Below are 16,871 nucleotides of genomic sequence, written 5' to 3'. Positions count from 1 at the left end.
TATCATGCACAGTGGCTCTCAGCATTTGTTTGATATTATAATTTTGCTTTCTGCTGCTGTGTTTATAGTCATAGCATTTTGGAAAATGAATATTAGTCCAGTGCTTGGTTACTTCGTTGCAGGTGCAGTTATTGGTTCTCACGGATTTAATCTGATACACTCAGCTGAAGCAATGGATAATCTTGCAGAATTTGGTGTAGTTTTTCTATTATTCATTATAGGCCTTGAATTGACATTTGAACGCCTGATCGCTATGCGTATTCATGTATTTGGGTTCGGTTCTCTTCAAGTTATAGTTACCATGGTAGCAATATGGTGCATCGCTCTTGCTTTCGGAGTGAATACGAATATAGCAACAGTTATTGGTGGTGGGCTTGCGCTATCCTCAACAGCAATAGTGTTGCAGGTTCTGCAAGAAAAAGGTTCTCAAGCAAGTCAGGTTGGTAGGTTGTCGATAGCAGTGCTATTAATGCAAGATTTTGCAGTGGTACCATTAATAGTATTGGTACCTTTACTTACTGGCAATTCTGAGCACAGCCTGATAAGCTCATTGGCAGGTTCATTGGTGCAAGCAGCTATTGCATTAGTGCTGATATTTATAACTGGTAGATTATTGCTTAGACCTTTATTTTCGGTTATTGCTAAAATGGAAAGTAATGAGATCTTTATATCAACAACGCTTTTAATAGTATTAGGAGCAGCATTTATTACTGAGCAATTCCATTTATCGTTAGCATTAGGTGCATTTGTTGCTGGATTGTTAGTTGCAGAAACAGAATATAGACACTCAGTAGAACACGCAGTATTGCCATTTAAAGATTTGTTTCTTGGCTTATTTTTCATGACTGTTGGTATGTCCATCAATACCGAACTTTTACTCAATAAGTTACCACTAATTACTTTATTATCGATTATCCTTATCGTTTTAAAAACATCTATTATATATATATTGTGTAGATTTTTTGGGTTTAAGAGTGCACCTGCTATACAAGCTGGGTTACTGCTTTCACAAGGCGGTGAATTTGCGTTTATTTTGTTTCGCTTAGCAGATGAGCTAAATGTGCTACCAAGTGAAATCGCTCAAGTACTTATGATGGTAACTACAGTAACCATGGCTTTCACTCCTCTTTTATCGGGGCTTGGAGATTGGATAGCAAACTCATTTAGCACTGAGAAAACAATATTAGATGATGAAGCTGTTGAAACAGATACACAAGATCTTTATAACCATGTGATAGTTGCTGGATTTGGTAGAGTGGGATATATGGTAACAAAAATGCTTACGGCAGAGCATTTAAGTTACGTTGTTGTAGATATTCAATCGAAAATAGTCAAAGAAGGAAAAAGTGATAGTTTTCCTATATATCTTGGAGATGTTACAAGATGTGAAATTTTAAAATCGGTAGGAATAGAAAGAGCTCAAGCTCTCGTTATTTCAATAAAGAATGAAGTTACTATAAAAAAAGTTGTTTCTTTAGTTGCAGCAAATTTTCCGCATGTAAATATTGTAATACGCTTACCAGATCTGAGTAATGTGGAGGTTTATAGAGATCTAGGAGCTAGTAAAATTATTCCTGAAACATCTGAGATAGGATTGCAGCTAGGTGGAGCTGCACTGAGCCTTAGTGGTATTAGCGAAAGTGGAGTTACGTCTTTAAAAAGTAGATTCAGAAAAGGCAATTACAGTATGTTAAAAGACCTTGGTAGTGATAAAGATGAATAACTACTTCTCTAATTTTATGTACAGAAAGCTTTAAGCTTTATTGAGGTTTTGCCTATAGTAAATTACGCACATAATCAACCAAATTAAGGAAAGTGCAAACCAAGTGATTGCATATTCCAAATGCTTCATTGGCTGTATAGCTACTTTGCTGCCAAAATTGTTCGGCCACAATACACACTTCTCTAGCTTAATACCTAACTCATTGGAAATTTCTTCTGTACTCAGGGTAAACCATGTATTCGAAGCAGTATCGTTCTTGATAAACCAATTTTTACTTTTATTGCTATCGCAATATAAAATTCCATCTGCAACTACTTTTTCAATTTTTACTTTTTTCTCCTTTTTTTCTCCGACTATTCCTTTATTCACCAACATGTAACGTCCAGTGGTGAGCAACATAGGAGACAGCACGTGATAGCCGTGTTGCCCTGCAAAAACATATAGTTCTATGTCACTTAGAATCCCATCAATCTTGACATGCCTATAGTTAAATTTTTCAAGGTCGTTATTGGGCAACAGATGAACAACAGGAAGACTCATATTTTTGATAATATTATTCTTCCAGTTCAATCTGAATACTTGCCATAATCCTAATAAAAAAAGGAGCAAGCAAGGTACAATTAAAATAAATACTATTTTTTTTAACACTCTATATTTGTGTTCTTAAATAGTTTTCAACACCCATTAGTTCAATAAGGTCAATCTGTTTTTCAATCCAATGGAAGTGCTCTTCTTCATTTTTTAACATCTCTTCTAATAACATTACACTAACAAAATCTTTTTCTTTCTCAGCGATAGAAATCGTTTCTTTGATATCCTTAATACCTTTTCCCTCTAATTTCAAATTAGCTTCTAAGATTTTCCGTATTGTGTCTTTTGTAAACTTTCCATCATGCTTTGATATTTCGTTTGTATCCTGAAAATTTGGAACTCCTTTGAATAACAAAATTCTTTCTGCCAACTTGTTTGCATGTTCAAGTTCTTCGTTAAGCTCATTTTTTACCTTTTCTGCAAATCTATTAATTCCATTGTTTTTGAGAATCGCAAAATGCAAAAGATACTGGCGTACAGAAGTTAGCTCATTGGTCAATAATTTGTTCAAATGTTTTACTATCTCTTCATTCATAATCTTCCCTTAGTTCAATTCATCAGCATAATTTATATGATAACGATAGTTATAGCAACTCATTTAATATTTCCTTTGATAACAACCGTATTAAATAGCATGTCGTGGTATGTCTGTTTTTTCTTAGAGAAGCAAGCAACTAGATACCAGCAAAGAGTGAGCAGCACCGTTAATATAGTGAGTAGCACTATTAATATATCGAAAGCGTTTATTAACACGTCCTGTTCTTGGAAAAGCTCGATGAGGATAACTATTATGTTATATAATAGAGAAAGAAAAAACTGAGAAATGCTTCTATCAAATGCTAAACTCAAATCTATTTTAGAACCGTCCAAGCTTATGGTATGTATGTTCATTAATTGCTGACCAGGAGTTGCTTGGGCTTTTGAAGATATAAAATATGTGAAGTAACTGCAATCTATACACATAGATGAAATTAACGGAAAATTCTTTAACAATAGTCTGATTAATAAGTTTGGAATTAATAAAATTGCTCTATCTATCAAATATGCGCAAAAGCGTCTTATTATACTGGCAATCTCTGTAACAGTGGTCATTACCTATCTTCTAAATACTTTATTATAAAATCTGTAAGTTTATCAAAATGTTGAAAACATAACAAATCTTCATAACCGCTTATTGATTGACCGTATATAATAGGTAAACAATTGGCATTTTGTGCACACAGAACATCTGTGATGCTATCACCAACGAAAAACACATTTTCTCTATTTATAGGCAACGTACTCTCTTCTAGTGCAAACAGCAGTGGGGTTGCAGATGGTTTATCTTCTGCAGTATCGCATGACCCAACCACTCTTTCAAAGTAGGAATCTAGTTTAAAATAGGCAACTTCTTTACGTAAATTAGTATTTTTCTTATTACTTACTATTGCTAGATAAATATTGTGGCTTTTCAGTGTCTGCAACATTTTCTCTACTCCTTGATTCAAAGCAATGTTTTGCAATAGTGCATCATCTAAATATTGTTGATATATCTGATTCGCTTTTTTCCACTGATCGCCAAATAAATTGACCATATAGCTCTTTCTCGACTCATGGGAATTTCTATCAGCAGCTTTATTACTATACCCCATTGAGTTTATGGTATGCTTAATAGCATTAAAAATATTATCTTGAGTGTCAACTAAGGTATTATCCCAATCGAATACTACTGCTAATGAGCTATCTTTCATCTCTTATATAATTATACATTTTAACTTAATAAGTAAATAGCATTTTAATGAAAAAGATATAAATAGGACGCCCTTGATAAACACTTTTTACCACAAGTTATGTTAACTGTTTTTTATATAATTAGCTAATATACTGATTATATGATATGTTTTAATAGGTAACAGGTATGGCCCAGACATCTAAAGAAAGTGTTGAAAAAAAGTTTAAAGATGTTTTTGAACGTTCTCCAGGTGCTTTTCCAGAAGGTACCTCATTAGAAAAGAAGGTTAATTATATCGCAAAAGGAACAGAGGCTCTAAAAGCTGTGAAAAGTAAGGAGCTTGAGAACAAAATGAAAAACGTTGCAGAATTGAGTCAGAAATTTGAAAGTCAAAAAGGACGTGCAGATGAAAAAGTACGTCAAGATTTTGAAAGAATTGCTGAGCTTGACCAACAATATAAAGGGAAGGGCATCTTCACAAGTGAAAAAGTTGCAGAGCCAAAAAGTGACAAAAAACTCCAAGACACTCCGAGAAAAACTACAACAGCAGTTAAAGACCTTGAACATAATACACAAAAAAAGACTACTGAAGCTTCTGTGCAAACAGCATCAGAGCACGATTCACAAACCGTTAATCCCTCAGTAAGCAAGAGTTCTGTAAAAGAGAAGCTCAACACTGAGCCGGACAAAAAAGATAACACGCCTCAACCACAAGAAAATCAAAAAGAAGAAGGGTTTTTGAGTCTTCTGAAGCGCTTTGTTAAGAAAATATTAGAAAAATTTTTAGGTGAAGGTGAAAAGGATGTAGAGAATGCTCGTGGCATGAAAGAAGATGCTCAAAGAGATACGTCAAATAACGAAGAGCAACAAAAGAGTAAGCAGCTTGATGAAATTTTAAAGGACAAAAGTGTAAGCGAGGGTTTGAAGCAGGCAACAAAGCTTGAGAACCCGGCAATAACGCCTGTTAATACTCCTAAAGTGAATGAAGTAAACACGGGTCGTGAAAGGTGATCCGCTTTCAAGCTTCATTATACCGCCACGAACCGTCATACCGCCGCGGTATCTCATCCGCTAACAAGTAGCGGGATGACGATTGTCAGGGTGTCATCCCAGTGTCCCTATGATGTTATCCCAGTGCCCTGACTACTTGGATCTAGCAAGCTTTGCTTGCAAATAAGTCTAATACGCGTCGCGTTTTATGCCAAAACACAATTGGAGTTACATGCAAAATAGATCCCAGTGTCAGCTACTCGGATGACAAAAAAAGGAGCACTGGGATGACACCATTTGTTGTATTTAACAAAGTTCGTACTTAGCTTCATGTTAGCTATAAACATTAAGAAATTTACCAAACGAAAAAAAGGCAAAAGAAGCCCCAGCTAATATCTATTTTAGAACATTGGCGTTTTTTAAGTCTTAAACACTGCAATTTAGCTGCTTTTAAATGCAACTCACCTTAGTTTAAATGTTTAAGAAATTTACTAAGCAGAAAAAAAGGCAAAAGAAACCCCGTGTTAGCTAGTTGTCACTCCCTAATCCTGCAAATTGGCGTACTATACTGTCTTAAACGACTTATAAGCGCGTTTCAGCTTGTGTAGGTAAAAACCTAGAAATATTGTGAAGACATAAGGTACACATAGTGCAAAAAATTAAAAATAAGACGCCAACTACGTTGTTTTCTTGCTGTTTAATCTGCACAGATGAAGATAACTGAATACCTTCAGTTTCATGATAAGGAGGCTGGCGGAGTTTGTCAAGTAAGTTTTTTCGTTTCTAACGGTTGTTGCCAAAAACTATGCAAGAAGTCTATTGACAGGTGATTAAATTATAATGTAGCCTATCGCCGTATATCCGGGGGTGGGTTGTTGTGAGGCTTTTTCACTTTTTACTCTTGTTAATGTGTTTTTCTCTGTATTACTATGCGGGTTTTATATTTTCGCCCTGCCCAAAAGCTACGGTTTGCTTTTCACCTGGAGAAGATTGTGCTGTACCGATAATCAACGTAATAGATCAGTCTAAAAAATCTATCTTAGTTCAAGAATATACATTTACTCTTGGAACAGTTGCAAAATCTTTGATTAATGCTAAAGAACGCGGTGTTGATGTTAAAGTCATCTTAGATAAATCGCAACTCTACTCAAAATATAGTGTTATAAATGAATTATTTTCAGGTGGAGTACCAATTTGGATCGATGATAAGCCAAAGATTGCTCATAATAAGATAATGATTGCTGACAATCAAAAAGTCATCACAGGGTCATTTAACCTTAGTAAGACAGCTAAAAAAGGAAATGCTGAAAATTTATTAATTATTACAGATTATCCTGAATTGATTCAGCAGTATGTGAAAAACTGGGAGGCACGAATGTCACAATCTTACAAATACGCTCCCAACTAATCGAGAGCGCTTGCTCAAAATCAGTTTTAAAAACAGCAAGGGAGAGCTTTTTTGATTGATTGGCATAATGATTATGATATAATGAACTAAAAATTTAAGGAATAAAGTAATGGATTATATAAATGATGCTGCCGGTAGCTACACTGCTATTCATGATTTTTTTCAAAACAACGGTGTTGGAGATTACAAAGTTCAATGCAATTATGGTGGGGTGCCGTATGCTACTGATGAGTACGTGCATTCTGGCGATAAATTTTGGAGTAATAATTTCATAGACTCACATTTTGGCAGGGAAATAAAAATGTATCCTCAAAGTGAACTTTTAGCTAAAGAATATGCTGGAAATACGTTGCCAGTTTCAATATCACTAGATAAGGATTTAATAAAAATGAAGGAATGTCAGAAAAAAACGAAATTTGTGGAACTAGAAAGGGAGTCAGGTGATTTAGTGCATGATAAGCAAAAGTATGTAAAGTGTTACACAACAAAGCTATCATATGATGATGTACATATTTACAATAACGATAAAGTTTCAACATTTAGCATAAAATACGACGTGCCAAATGATCCGAAATACAGTTTAAATATAACATTTACAAAGGTTAATGATAATAAACCAGGATTTTGGCAGAAATTTAAAAATATGTTTTAACGTGACCATTCACTGGTTTTTACTCAATCAACCAACAACAGTTAATATCAAATTTTTATAATTAAAAAATATGCTATTTTTTAAAACTTTCATTCTCCTTGACTCTGTCAACTTCACAAAACAACTCTTGGACCAAATGTATCTGGCATAACACCTTTTGGTAACTTGCTACTTCTTTTTTTCCGCATCTCCGACAACAGCCATTGATATTCCACTACATAAGGCTTGATTTTTGGTAGATCAACTTTTTTATGAATAATAGACCTCTTTCGAAACTCATATAGACAGCTCAAAATTGTGAATTCCTGCTATTAAATTGAATCTCAAGCCAAAACGTTTTCTCCGATTGCGGTATCTGTCTGCAATAATTTTGAATCTTTTTAACAGACCAATTACATTCTCAACTACTACTCTTTTGCTTGCTAGCTCCCGATTTTCTACCTTTTTTTCCTTAATTAAGGGACTCTTTTTCATCCTTCTGTGTGGCAACTCGACATTTTTGTGAATTTTCTGAAAACCTCTATAGCCAGCATCGGCTAAAACTTTTATACCTTCTGATACATGCACTTTTGACTCCTTGAAAAGCCGAAAGTCATGCTTTCTTCCGTTTGAAAATGACGTACAAATAATTTTCTTGCTCTTCTTTTCTGCAATTATTTGTGTTTTTAGCGTATGTTTTTTCTTCTTTCCTGAATAAAATCTTTTCTGCTTTTTTTTGGTCTCTCTACAGGTGTTTCCGTTGCATCAATCACCAAAATCTCATATTTCACGTCGCTTTTTAGGAGTTCTTTTCGTCCTGGCAATGCGAAATCTTGGTGTTGTATTAGAGTATCCTCTACCCATTTTACAGTTTTATATGCCGTACTTTCACTTACTCCATAACTTTGACTTATGTGAAAATATGTACGGTATTCTCGTAAGTATTCTAATACCATGAGCAGCATATTCTCCTCGTTTAGCTTATTTTTCCTTCCTCCTTTGGCTTTCTTTTTTTTATTTTCTTCACATAAAATCCCTACCATTTTGTTAAATGTTGATCTCTTTACTCCTGTTAGTCGACGAAACTCCCCTTTATCGAGCTCTTTCACTATTTCATACTTCATTTCTCCTTACCTCAAAATTACTATTTTTACTGCTTTATCCTAGTTTCGAAAGAAGTCTAATACTATGCTTCTCCTTAAATTGACCATTTACCCTAAACGCTATTAGCTTCCTTAAAATTTACATTAATGCCTATTTTGCCTAAACTGAAGCGTCTTTTCCAATTTTTTCTAGCATCAACTCAGCAGCTTTTTGTTCAGCAATCTTTTTACTAGAAGCGCATGCAGAAACTTTACCATAATCTTCTATGCAAACTGATATAGTAAATTCAGGATTGTGCGCTGGTCCAGTTTGTTTTACAAGCTCATACTCTGGTAAAGGCAATTTGTTTTTCTGAGTCCACTCTTGCAGTGAGGTTTTAGGATCTTGAGGGGGGTCAAGCATGCCTTTAGCTAGCTTTTCCCAATATTGGATAATAAATTTTTCAACATTTTCAAGCCCGCCGTCAATATAAATTGCACCTATTAGTGCTTCAAGCGAGTTTTCTAAATTTTTTAAGTTACATCTCCCTCCATTGCAGCGTTCACTATTATTCATGATGATAAAGCTGCCTAATTTTATTTCTTTAGCAACATTAGCAATGGTGTTGCCACAAACTAAATCCGTCTTTCTTTTTGCCAATGCTCCTTCTTTTTCTTCAGGAAATAGTTTAAACAGTGTGGCAGATACAACCATATTCAAAACACTATCGCCCAAAAACTCTAGTCTTTCGTAGCTTACAATCTGGTTTTTGCTATTCCTTTTATTTACGCTTGGGTGAGTTAGTGCCTCTTCTAATATTGCATAATTTGTAAATTTATAATCAATGATCTTAGATATTGCATCATTCAAACTCTTCATACCAATTATTTAAAAGAAAAGCACTTTCTACCACCTTTATACCAGAGAATTAGTTTTATTTTATTAAAATAATACCACCAACTTCCAAAATTAATGTATACAACCCACCACCTCACTAATGTTACTAAATCCATCTCTCCTTATTAGTTCTGCAAGTTCTAGATTAATTTTGTTTACAACTTGAGGTCCGTGGTATATGAGAGCAGTGTACAACTGCACCAAAGAAGCTCCTGCCTTTATTTTTTTATATGCATCAGCACCACTTGAGATTCCTCCGCACCCTATCAATAATATTTTGCCCTTAGTAAATTTGTACATATCGCCCAATAACTCGGTTGAAAGTTTAAACAGCGGTTTGCCACTCAACCCACCACTCTCATTATGGTGAGAATGCAGATTATCTCTACTTACCGTAGTGTTGCTTACTGTTAATCCGTCAATCTTATATTCCAACGCAAGCTCAGCGATATTTTCTTTCGTTTGCTGATCTACATCTGGTGAGATTTTTAATATTATTGGTATGGATTTAGAATTATCAATTGATTTTCGGGTTAGAGTTACGGATTTCAACAATTCCGATAATTCTTGCTTATTGTGCAGATTGCGTAAATTAGGCGTGTTTGGGGATGAGATGTTCAGCACTATATAATTGCTCTTTCCATATACTATCTTTATTAAGTCAACATAATCGCTGATTTGGTCCTTTGATGTACTGTTTTTTCCTATGTTGATGCCAAAAATGCAGTCATCAAGCTTGGTTTCACCTATTTGTTTAAGAAAATAGTCTATTCCTTTATTGTTAAATCCCAATCTGTTAATTACTCCTTGATCTTTAATTAACCGAAAAATTCTTGGCTTTTTGTTTCCATATTGTGGATTACGAGTTACAGTACCAGTTTCAATAAACCCAAAACCAAATGAGAGCATAGGCCTTATAACTTCTGCATTCTTGTCAAAACCTGCAGCCAGACCTATGGGGCTTCTGAGCTTATTACCAAAAAAATTCACACTCAAAGATTCTGGTAGCTCTATAGGATTCTTATAAGGCATTTTCTTTAATGCCATAATTGCCAAAGAGTGAGCAACTTCGGGCGGTAGTAAAAATAGTAAATTACGTTTGTAAAACACTTTGCTTATTTTTAGTTTATTTTTTACCATGAAACGCTATAAGAGTATAACCATAACTTGAAAAGAAATTGATTTTACTATGGACAAGCTTTCTCTATAGGTTACACACTTAAAGCTACTGTTAACTTTTACAAGATATAGAGAATGAAAGAGGCCGGGACCGGAATTGAACCGGTATAAAAGGATTTGCAGTCCTCCGCATAAGCCATTCTGCCACCCAGCCGTTTTTTATGTGTAGATATCCATTATATCTTTTAGCATAGATAAAGCCTCCTCCCTTTTGCGTTGAAAAGTGTTACGTCCAATGATTGAACCATTACCGCCACCCTGCTTAATTTCTTTCGCTTCATTGTATATGTTATCTACTTCCTTCGATTCACCACCAGAAAAAACTACTATTCTTTTCCCTGCAAAACAAGACCTTTTAACATATTCAATTCTTTTAGATAATGATTCAATATTTTCTGTTTCTATTTTCTCCCTTTCCAAATATTTAGTTGGAAGTTTTACTTTTATTATATTAGCGCCAAGCAAAGCTGCTATGTGTGCAGCATAGGCAATAACATCAACTGCTGTTTCACCTTCTTTGGAAATCCCTTCACCGCGTGGATAAGACCATAGCACTACTGCAAGCCCGTAAGATTTGGCTTCAGCTATGATTCCACGGGCTTCCTCCATCATATCGAAACACTTAGCAGAACCAGGATATATAGTAAATCCGACAGCTAAGCAGCCCAAACGCAGCGCATCTTTCACAGAAGAGGTTATTGCCTGATCAGAGGTTAGATCCTTTGAATGTAAAGAGTTGGAACTATTAAGTTTCAAAATAAGTGGGAGCATTCCAGCATAAGTTGCAGCACCAGCTTCAATCATACCAAGTGGAGCAGCATATGCACTTACTCCCGAATCAACCGCAAGCTGAAAATGATAATGTGGGTCATAAGCATCAGGGTTAACTTCAAAACTTTTAATTGGACCATGCTCAAATCCTTGATCTACTGGCAGAATCACTAACTTGCCAGTGCCGCCAAGCTTTCCATGCATGAGAATACGAGTAAGATTTGCTTTTACCCCAGGGTTTTCACTTTCGTAGTAGCTTAGGACTTGTTTTACTTTATCACTTATCACTATAATTCAAATTGAATTTAAGTTATAGATTGTAACAAAGATGAAGTTCAATACAAGGATTTTAAACTATATCAAAAGCAATTTTATTTTCTACTTTATTCATATAGATTCTTAATTTCTTTCCTTTTATTAATTTACGATTCAGTATTTCTTCCGCTAAGTAACTTTTTATCTCTTTTTCAATAAGTCTCTCTATCGGACGTGCTCCCATTTCCTTACTATAACCTGTTTGTGCAAGATAAGATTTCACTTCATCTTCTACCAAGCAGTTTATGCCTTTTTGCGTCAGCTGCTTTTTCAGTTCCTGAATAAATTTATCTACAATATGCAGAATTATATCCGCATTTAAGTCAGAAAAAGAAATAATCGCATCAAGACGATTACGAAATTCAGGGCTAAAAACCTGTTCTATCGCTTTTTCACTATCACCAGTGTTAAATTTTTTATGCCCAAAGCCAACAAAACTTTTGCTGCGTTCAGCTGCTCCTGCATTAGTTGTCATAATTAAGATTATATTGGAAAAGTTAACTTTACGTCCGTAAGTGTCTGTAACGCAACCATAATCCATAATTTGTAGCAATATATTATAGATATCGCTATGAGCCTTTTCAATTTCATCAAGCAGCACAACACTATATTGATTATTAGATACAGACTCTGTGAGTAATCCACCCTGATCATAACCTACATATCCAGGAGGAGAACCAATCATCCTTGATATCGTATGAGACTCAATATATTCGGACATATCAAAGCGTATAAGATTCATGCCCATGCTTTCTGCTAATTGTTTTGCTAGCTCGGTTTTACCAACACCGGTTGGCCCTGCAAAAAGATAATTTGCTAAAGGCTTATTGTAATTTCTCAACCCAGATTTAGCAATTTTAATAGAATTAACAAGAGATTCTATTGCCTGCTCTTGGCCAAAAATCACCTTCTCTAGATTAGCTTTTAAAGACTTTACTTTCTGCAAATCATCAGATTCAGATCCGCAAGGCACATTTGTAATTCTAGTAATGGTATTCTTAATATCTCTACTATTTACAATTTTACCCCTGTTTCTTAGCAATTTACAATATGCCCCTGCCTCATCAATAACATCAACCGCTTTATCAGGTAATATTCGCCCAGTAATATACTTATGCGAAAGTTCAGCCGCAGACCTAATGGCATTCTTTGTATAATATACTCCATGATACCCTTCATAGTAGTGCTTTATACCATCTAGTATCTTTATCGTTTCGTTAACAGAAGATTCCTTAACATTAATTTTTTGAAACCTCCTCGCTAATGCTTTATCTTTTTCAAAACTATTGCTGTATTCTCTATATGTAGTTGCACCTATACAACGCAGTGTACCTCTTGCAAGCGCAGGTTTGAGTAGGTTACCTGCATCAAGAAAGCTACCACTTGTAGAACCTGCTCCAATGATAGTGTGTATTTCGTCAATAAAAAGGATAGCACCTGGTTTTGCCTCAATCGCTTTTATTATAGATTTTATTCTCTCTTCAAAATCACCTCTATAGCGTGTCCCTGCAAGGAGTGACCCTAAATCCAAAGCATAAATTATACTGGACCTGAGCGCACTTGGAACACTGTTTTCAATGATTTTGAGTACCAAACCCTCAACTATTGTGGTTTTGCCAACACCTGGATCTCCAACATATAAAGGGTTGTTTTTTCTACGCCTCAATAATATTTCTATAGTGCGATTTAATTCATAATCACGACCAATAACATAATCTATTTTTTTGCTTCTTGCATAGTCATTTAAATTTTTACAATAACTTTGTAGAATTTCCTCATCTTTTAGTAGCTCACCTTTATTTACTGTAGTAGGAGCATCATTATTTTTATCAAGTTTTACTTTATGATTAGTGGTGTATTCATCTATATCGTTAGAGTATTTCATGTTAGATATGTGGTAAATCAAATTGGAATCTTTCGCACTTTGTTTCTGCAATAGATCTTCAACGTATAAATCTTGCCCAGACAAAATTTCTACTAGAACACTTGCTCCATTTATTTCTTTTTTCCCCAAGCTATGAGCCCGTATTATTGCTCTGTGTATTATGCATTGAAACATTGAGCTAGGTTTAACTCCACTGATAATCAATTCAGAACTGCTTTGTAAAAACCCTTTTATATTATTATTATAATCATTAGCCTTAATATTGCATCTTGATAGAATGTTATCCATACTGATGATTTCATCGGCTCTGATATTACATCTTGATAAAACGTAATTTACATCCACGTCTTTAGTTAACGCCAGCAATAAATGTTCTACTTTCGCATATTTAAGATTAAAATTAGAAGCAATGAATAGTGCTCTATTCAAACTTGCCTCTAAGTTTTTGGAAATCATCTCCTATTCTCTTTAAAAGTGGGAACTCATATATAATGAATAGCACACAATTATTAAAAAAATTGAAATCCAGCAGTTCGCTGTAGCCAATTTGAATCCCACTCTGGATCTACGTCATAGCACCGCAATATCTCAGCATAGATTCCGCTAATGAGTAGCGGAATGACGAGTTTTACGCTTATCAAATTGTAGGTAAATCCTATTTAATACGCTTTTTCTAGTACTCTGCTTTTCTTCTTAAATGCATTGATCTTTTTTCTACCGTATTTAGTCTTTAACGTACTTGGCCTTTTAAAGACCTTTTTGCTGTTACGTTTTTTAAATTGCACACTACAATCAAAATTTAGCTCTCCTTCTTTGTCTGCCAGTGCAGGCAGTCTTCTCTTATCTTGAGGTGTAACAAAAGATAGCGCATACCCTTCAGCTCCAGCGCGTGCAGTTCTACCTATACGATGAATATAGTCAGCTTGCGATTGTGGTGCATCATAATTGATAACATGTTGAATGTGGGGAATATCAAGGCCGCGAGAAGCAACATCTGTTGCAACCATGATTTGATTACGGCCACGACGAAAAGAATTAATGACCCTTTCGCGCTTGTGCTGCCTTAAATCACCATGAATTGCTAAAGCGCTATAGTCATCTTTGTGCAATCTGTTAGCTAGCTGATCCGCTCCTCGCTTTGTTTTGACAAAGATAATGATTGATCCTTCGCGCTGACATAGTTGTGTAACAAGCTTTTCATATTTTTCTGATTCTGATGCATAAACAATTTCTTGCTTAATTTTTACAGAAGTTGTAACCTCACAATCAAAAGAAATACGTTCTGGTCGATTAAGGTACTTCTCAGCAAGTTTTACTATATCTCCAGGAAGAGTTGCAGAAAACATAAGAGTTTGCCTTATTTTAGGCAAATGCTTCATAATTTCTTCAATCTGAACTCCAAAGCCCATATCAAACATACGATCCGTTTCATCAAGCACAAGAACGCTAACATTGCGAGTAATCAAAGTTTTACGCTCAATATGGTCTATAATACGACCAGGAGTACCTATTACAATTTGTGGTTTTTTCTGAAGCTGATTTAGCTGCCTAAAAATAGGCTCACCACCAATCAACAAAGCGACCCTTAGTGCAGAATTTTGAGATAAGAGTTTTCTTATCTCATTTGTTACCTGATGCGCAAGCTCTCTGGTTGGCACGATGACTAAAGCTGAACCAGTGTTAGGCTCATTCAGCAACTTAGCAACCAACGGAATAGCAAATGCTAAAGTTTTTCCAGTCCCCGTTTGAGCAGATCCGAGAATATCTTTACCTTGTAGCGCTAAGGGAATCGCTTGTATTTGAATCGGAGTTGGGACGAAAAGATTATTTTTATCTAGAGCTTGTCTAAGCGAAGCTGGGAGACCCATCTCATGAAAATTATTCACAATACGTTAATCCTGTTAAAAGACTTCATAATAGATTAATCTTCCAATCTTAAATTTATTGCAGATTTTTTATCTTCTCCGTTTCTACCGCGCTCCTCTTTAACCTCATAACTCACCCTTTCTCCTTTTATTCCCTTCTCTTTATTCTCTCCTTTAAGTGCCTCAGGTCTTATTCCCGAACGTTCCAATGTGCTAATATGTACAAAAACGTCACCCCCTTTACCTTCTGGCTTGATGAAACCATAGCCTTTTTCGGCATTAAACCATTTTACATTACCAAATTCCATTTAAACAACTCCTAAATTATTAACTAACATTACTAATGTGATGAAAAACTTTGAAATTACGATTGAGAATGCTTTAAGCTTAGCTATTGAAACTAAACCTTTATACTCCATAGTCTATTCTTAACATTACATGACAATAATACACAATTGTTGTACTTGATGCAAATAAATTTTTTAATCGTTAAGCGAACCTGCAACCGTCATTTCGCTAACTTTAATCGTTGGTGAATTAAATTGCCCACAAAAAGTTAGATCATCTGCAACGACTAAATTGCTAAACATATCCTTCAAATTGCTAGCAATGGTAATCTCATGTATTGGATACGTTATTTTTCCATTTTCTATAAAAAATCCGGAAGCGCCTTGGCTGTAATCGCCATTGATTAAATTGACACCAAAACCAAATAAATCAGTTACATATATTCCCTCTTTCACTTCCTGAATTAATTCTTCAAACGATACATCACCATTCTCAATGTAGAGGTTACTAGCTGCAGGAATAACTGCAGCATTACTTGCACGAGTTGCACTTCCGGTTGTTTCTGAGTCTAATTTTCTAGCCGAGTATAAGTCTAAAATCCAATTTTGTAATATTCCGTTTTTTACAAATATATTTTTCTTGCTAGTTATCCCTTCTCCATCAAATGGTCTCGATGCTATGCCTCTTGGCAACAATGGATCATCGATAATATTAATTCTATCGTTGAAAATCTGAGCGTTTAAACTACCCCTCAAGAAAGAACTGTTGCTTATAATACTGCTCCCATTTATAGCAGAAGCAAAACTTTTTACTAGCCCTTTTGCTGCTCTTTTTTCAAAAATAACTGGAAATTTACCAGTTTTCATTGTACGTGAATTCAATTGATCAACTGCTCTTTTTGCTGCTTCTTTTCCCATTAACTCTGGCAACTTTAAATCACTAAAATTACATGCTATATCATAATCGTAACCAACCTTCATTTCACTTTCTCTTCCAGCAACAACAGAGACCTGATTAGCAAAGGTTGATTTACTAAACGAGCCAATAAAACCAGAAACAGTCGATAATACTGTATTCACTAAAGCGTATGAAGAAGAGGCTCCTTCAGAATTAGTGATACTCTTATGTGCAAGGGCTGAATTTTCTGCAGCTTCAGCAATTTCTTTTAGGTTATCAACGGTTACAACATTATTATCTGAGATACTTAAATCTGCAGAAGAGATATAATTACTACCATTTACAGCAAAATTAATGCAAGGATCTTCTGGCGCATTCTTTGCCATTTCTACCACTTGGCTTACTGTATCACTCAGATTATTCAAATCGTTTGTAGAAATATACGCAGCTTTGTTTTTACCTGCTATAGCTCTGATTCCTACAGTGCAATTTTTAGATTGTGATATTTGCTCAATTTTTGATAGACGCTGAGAAACTGAAGTCTTATTAGTTTCATATATTGTAACTTCCGCATCTTGATTTTGCTTTTTTATTAGTTTAGTAATATCTGCTGCAATATTTAATATATTCATTTTCT

General features: G+C 35.0%; 16 protein-coding genes, 1 tRNA gene and 1 pseudogene. 4 read left to right on the top strand and 14 right to left on the bottom strand.

The window, feature by feature from the left end; translation table 11 throughout:
- Positions 1–4 precede the first annotated feature (4 nt).
- The gene (locus ACICQD_RS00835; RefSeq protein ID WP_010963130.1) at positions 5–1,723 is read left to right on the top strand and encodes a monovalent cation:proton antiporter-2 (CPA2) family protein; all 1,719 of its coding nucleotides are present in this window, start codon (positions 5–7) and stop codon (positions 1,721–1,723) included.
- Positions 1,724–1,753: 30 nt separating this feature from the next.
- Here ACICQD_RS00835 and ACICQD_RS00830 read toward each other — a convergent pair whose 3' ends face one another.
- The 4 genes from ACICQD_RS00830 to ACICQD_RS00815 are packed head-to-tail and all read right to left on the bottom strand — an operon-like array spanning position 1,754 to position 4,044.
- Positions 1,754–2,371 carry an SURF1 family protein gene (locus ACICQD_RS00830; RefSeq protein ID WP_070357010.1) on the bottom strand — a complete coding sequence of 206 codons (618 nt, stop codon included), beginning with the start codon at positions 2,369–2,371 and terminating at the stop codon, positions 1,754–1,756.
- Position 2,372: 1 nt separating this feature from the next.
- Positions 2,373–2,849 carry a bacterioferritin gene (bfr, locus tag ACICQD_RS00825; RefSeq protein WP_010081932.1) on the bottom strand — a complete coding sequence of 159 codons (477 nt, stop codon included), beginning with the start codon at positions 2,847–2,849 and terminating at the stop codon, positions 2,373–2,375.
- A 59-nt stretch (positions 2,850–2,908) separates the two neighbouring features.
- Positions 2,909–3,406 (bottom strand): RDD family protein, encoded by a 498-nt coding sequence (locus tag ACICQD_RS00820; RefSeq protein ID WP_010081931.1) that lies wholly within the window; start codon positions 3,404–3,406, stop codon positions 2,909–2,911.
- Positions 3,406–4,044 carry an HAD family hydrolase gene (locus ACICQD_RS00815; protein WP_010081930.1) on the bottom strand — a complete coding sequence of 213 codons (639 nt, stop codon included), beginning with the start codon at positions 4,042–4,044 and terminating at the stop codon, positions 3,406–3,408. Before ACICQD_RS00815 ends, ACICQD_RS00820 begins: the two co-directional genes overlap by 1 nt.
- A gap of 167 nt (positions 4,045–4,211) precedes the next feature.
- On the opposite strand from ACICQD_RS00815, the gene ACICQD_RS00810 reads away from it, so the two are divergent.
- The 3 genes from ACICQD_RS00810 to ACICQD_RS00800 all read left to right on the top strand — a co-directional run bounded on the left by ACICQD_RS00810 (position 4,212) and on the right by ACICQD_RS00800 (position 7,075).
- Entirely contained in the window at positions 4,212–5,036 is an 825-nt protein-coding gene (locus tag ACICQD_RS00810; RefSeq protein WP_022626161.1) for a hypothetical protein, read from the top strand.
- Positions 5,037–5,922: 886 nt separating this feature from the next.
- A complete protein-coding gene (locus ACICQD_RS00805) occupies positions 5,923–6,423 on the top strand; it encodes a phospholipase D family protein (RefSeq protein ID WP_010082055.1) in 501 nt (166 codons plus the stop codon).
- 109 nt (positions 6,424–6,532) lie between these two features.
- A complete protein-coding gene (locus ACICQD_RS00800) occupies positions 6,533–7,075 on the top strand; it encodes a hypothetical protein (protein WP_006279913.1) in 543 nt (180 codons plus the stop codon).
- 122 nt (positions 7,076–7,197) lie between these two features.
- Here ACICQD_RS00800 and ACICQD_RS00795 read toward each other — a convergent pair.
- The 10 genes and pseudogenes from ACICQD_RS00795 to ACICQD_RS00750 all read right to left on the bottom strand — a co-directional run.
- A pseudogene (locus ACICQD_RS00795) lies at positions 7,198–7,344 on the bottom strand (IS66 family transposase); the annotation flags it as partial.
- Positions 7,345–7,351: 7 nt separating this feature from the next.
- Positions 7,352–8,178 (bottom strand): IS5 family transposase gene (locus tag ACICQD_RS00790; protein ID WP_395461446.1). Its coding sequence is split into 2 segments (ribosomal slippage): positions 7,352–7,791 and positions 7,791–8,178, totalling 828 coding nucleotides; the frame shifts between segments, so codons are not numbered across the junction.
- A 139-nt stretch (positions 8,179–8,317) separates the two neighbouring features.
- Complete coding sequence (gene rnc / locus ACICQD_RS00785; protein ID WP_006279914.1) at positions 8,318–9,016, bottom strand: ribonuclease III; 699 nt, start codon at positions 9,014–9,016, stop codon at positions 8,318–8,320.
- 90 nt (positions 9,017–9,106) lie between these two features.
- Positions 9,107–10,174, bottom strand: a complete 1,068-nt coding sequence (locus tag ACICQD_RS00780; RefSeq protein WP_007548704.1) for a quinone-dependent dihydroorotate dehydrogenase — start codon at positions 10,172–10,174, stop codon at positions 9,107–9,109.
- 121 nt (positions 10,175–10,295) lie between these two features.
- Positions 10,296–10,367: transfer RNA gene (locus tag ACICQD_RS00775), tRNA-Cys, on the bottom strand.
- A 5-nt stretch (positions 10,368–10,372) separates the two neighbouring features.
- Positions 10,373–11,269 (bottom strand): class I fructose-bisphosphate aldolase, encoded by an 897-nt coding sequence (locus tag ACICQD_RS00770; protein WP_209473361.1) that lies wholly within the window; start codon positions 11,267–11,269, stop codon positions 10,373–10,375.
- 64 nt (positions 11,270–11,333) lie between these two features.
- Positions 11,334–13,640 (bottom strand): AAA family ATPase, encoded by a 2,307-nt coding sequence (locus ACICQD_RS00765; protein ID WP_070357007.1) that lies wholly within the window; start codon positions 13,638–13,640, stop codon positions 11,334–11,336.
- Positions 13,641–13,843: 203 nt separating this feature from the next.
- Positions 13,844–15,070: a DEAD/DEAH box helicase gene (locus ACICQD_RS00760; protein WP_395461467.1), complete on the bottom strand. Its 1,227-nt coding sequence runs from the start codon at positions 15,068–15,070 to the stop codon at positions 13,844–13,846.
- Positions 15,071–15,105: 35 nt separating this feature from the next.
- Entirely contained in the window at positions 15,106–15,357 is a 252-nt protein-coding gene (locus ACICQD_RS00755) for a cold-shock protein (protein WP_006279919.1), read from the bottom strand.
- Positions 15,358–15,531: 174 nt separating this feature from the next.
- Positions 15,532–16,866 (bottom strand): TldD/PmbA family protein, encoded by a 1,335-nt coding sequence (locus ACICQD_RS00750; RefSeq protein WP_010081974.1) that lies wholly within the window; start codon positions 16,864–16,866, stop codon positions 15,532–15,534.
- Between the last annotated feature and the right edge of the window lie 5 nt (positions 16,867–16,871).

It is taken from the genome of Wolbachia endosymbiont (group A) of Therophilus tumidulus, from assembly GCF_964277345.1.
Classification (GTDB): Bacteria; Pseudomonadota; Alphaproteobacteria; order Rickettsiales; family Anaplasmataceae; genus Wolbachia; species Wolbachia pipientis.
The sequence above is the reverse complement of the archived record's forward strand: the minus strand, read 5'-3'. Positions and strand labels throughout refer to the sequence as shown.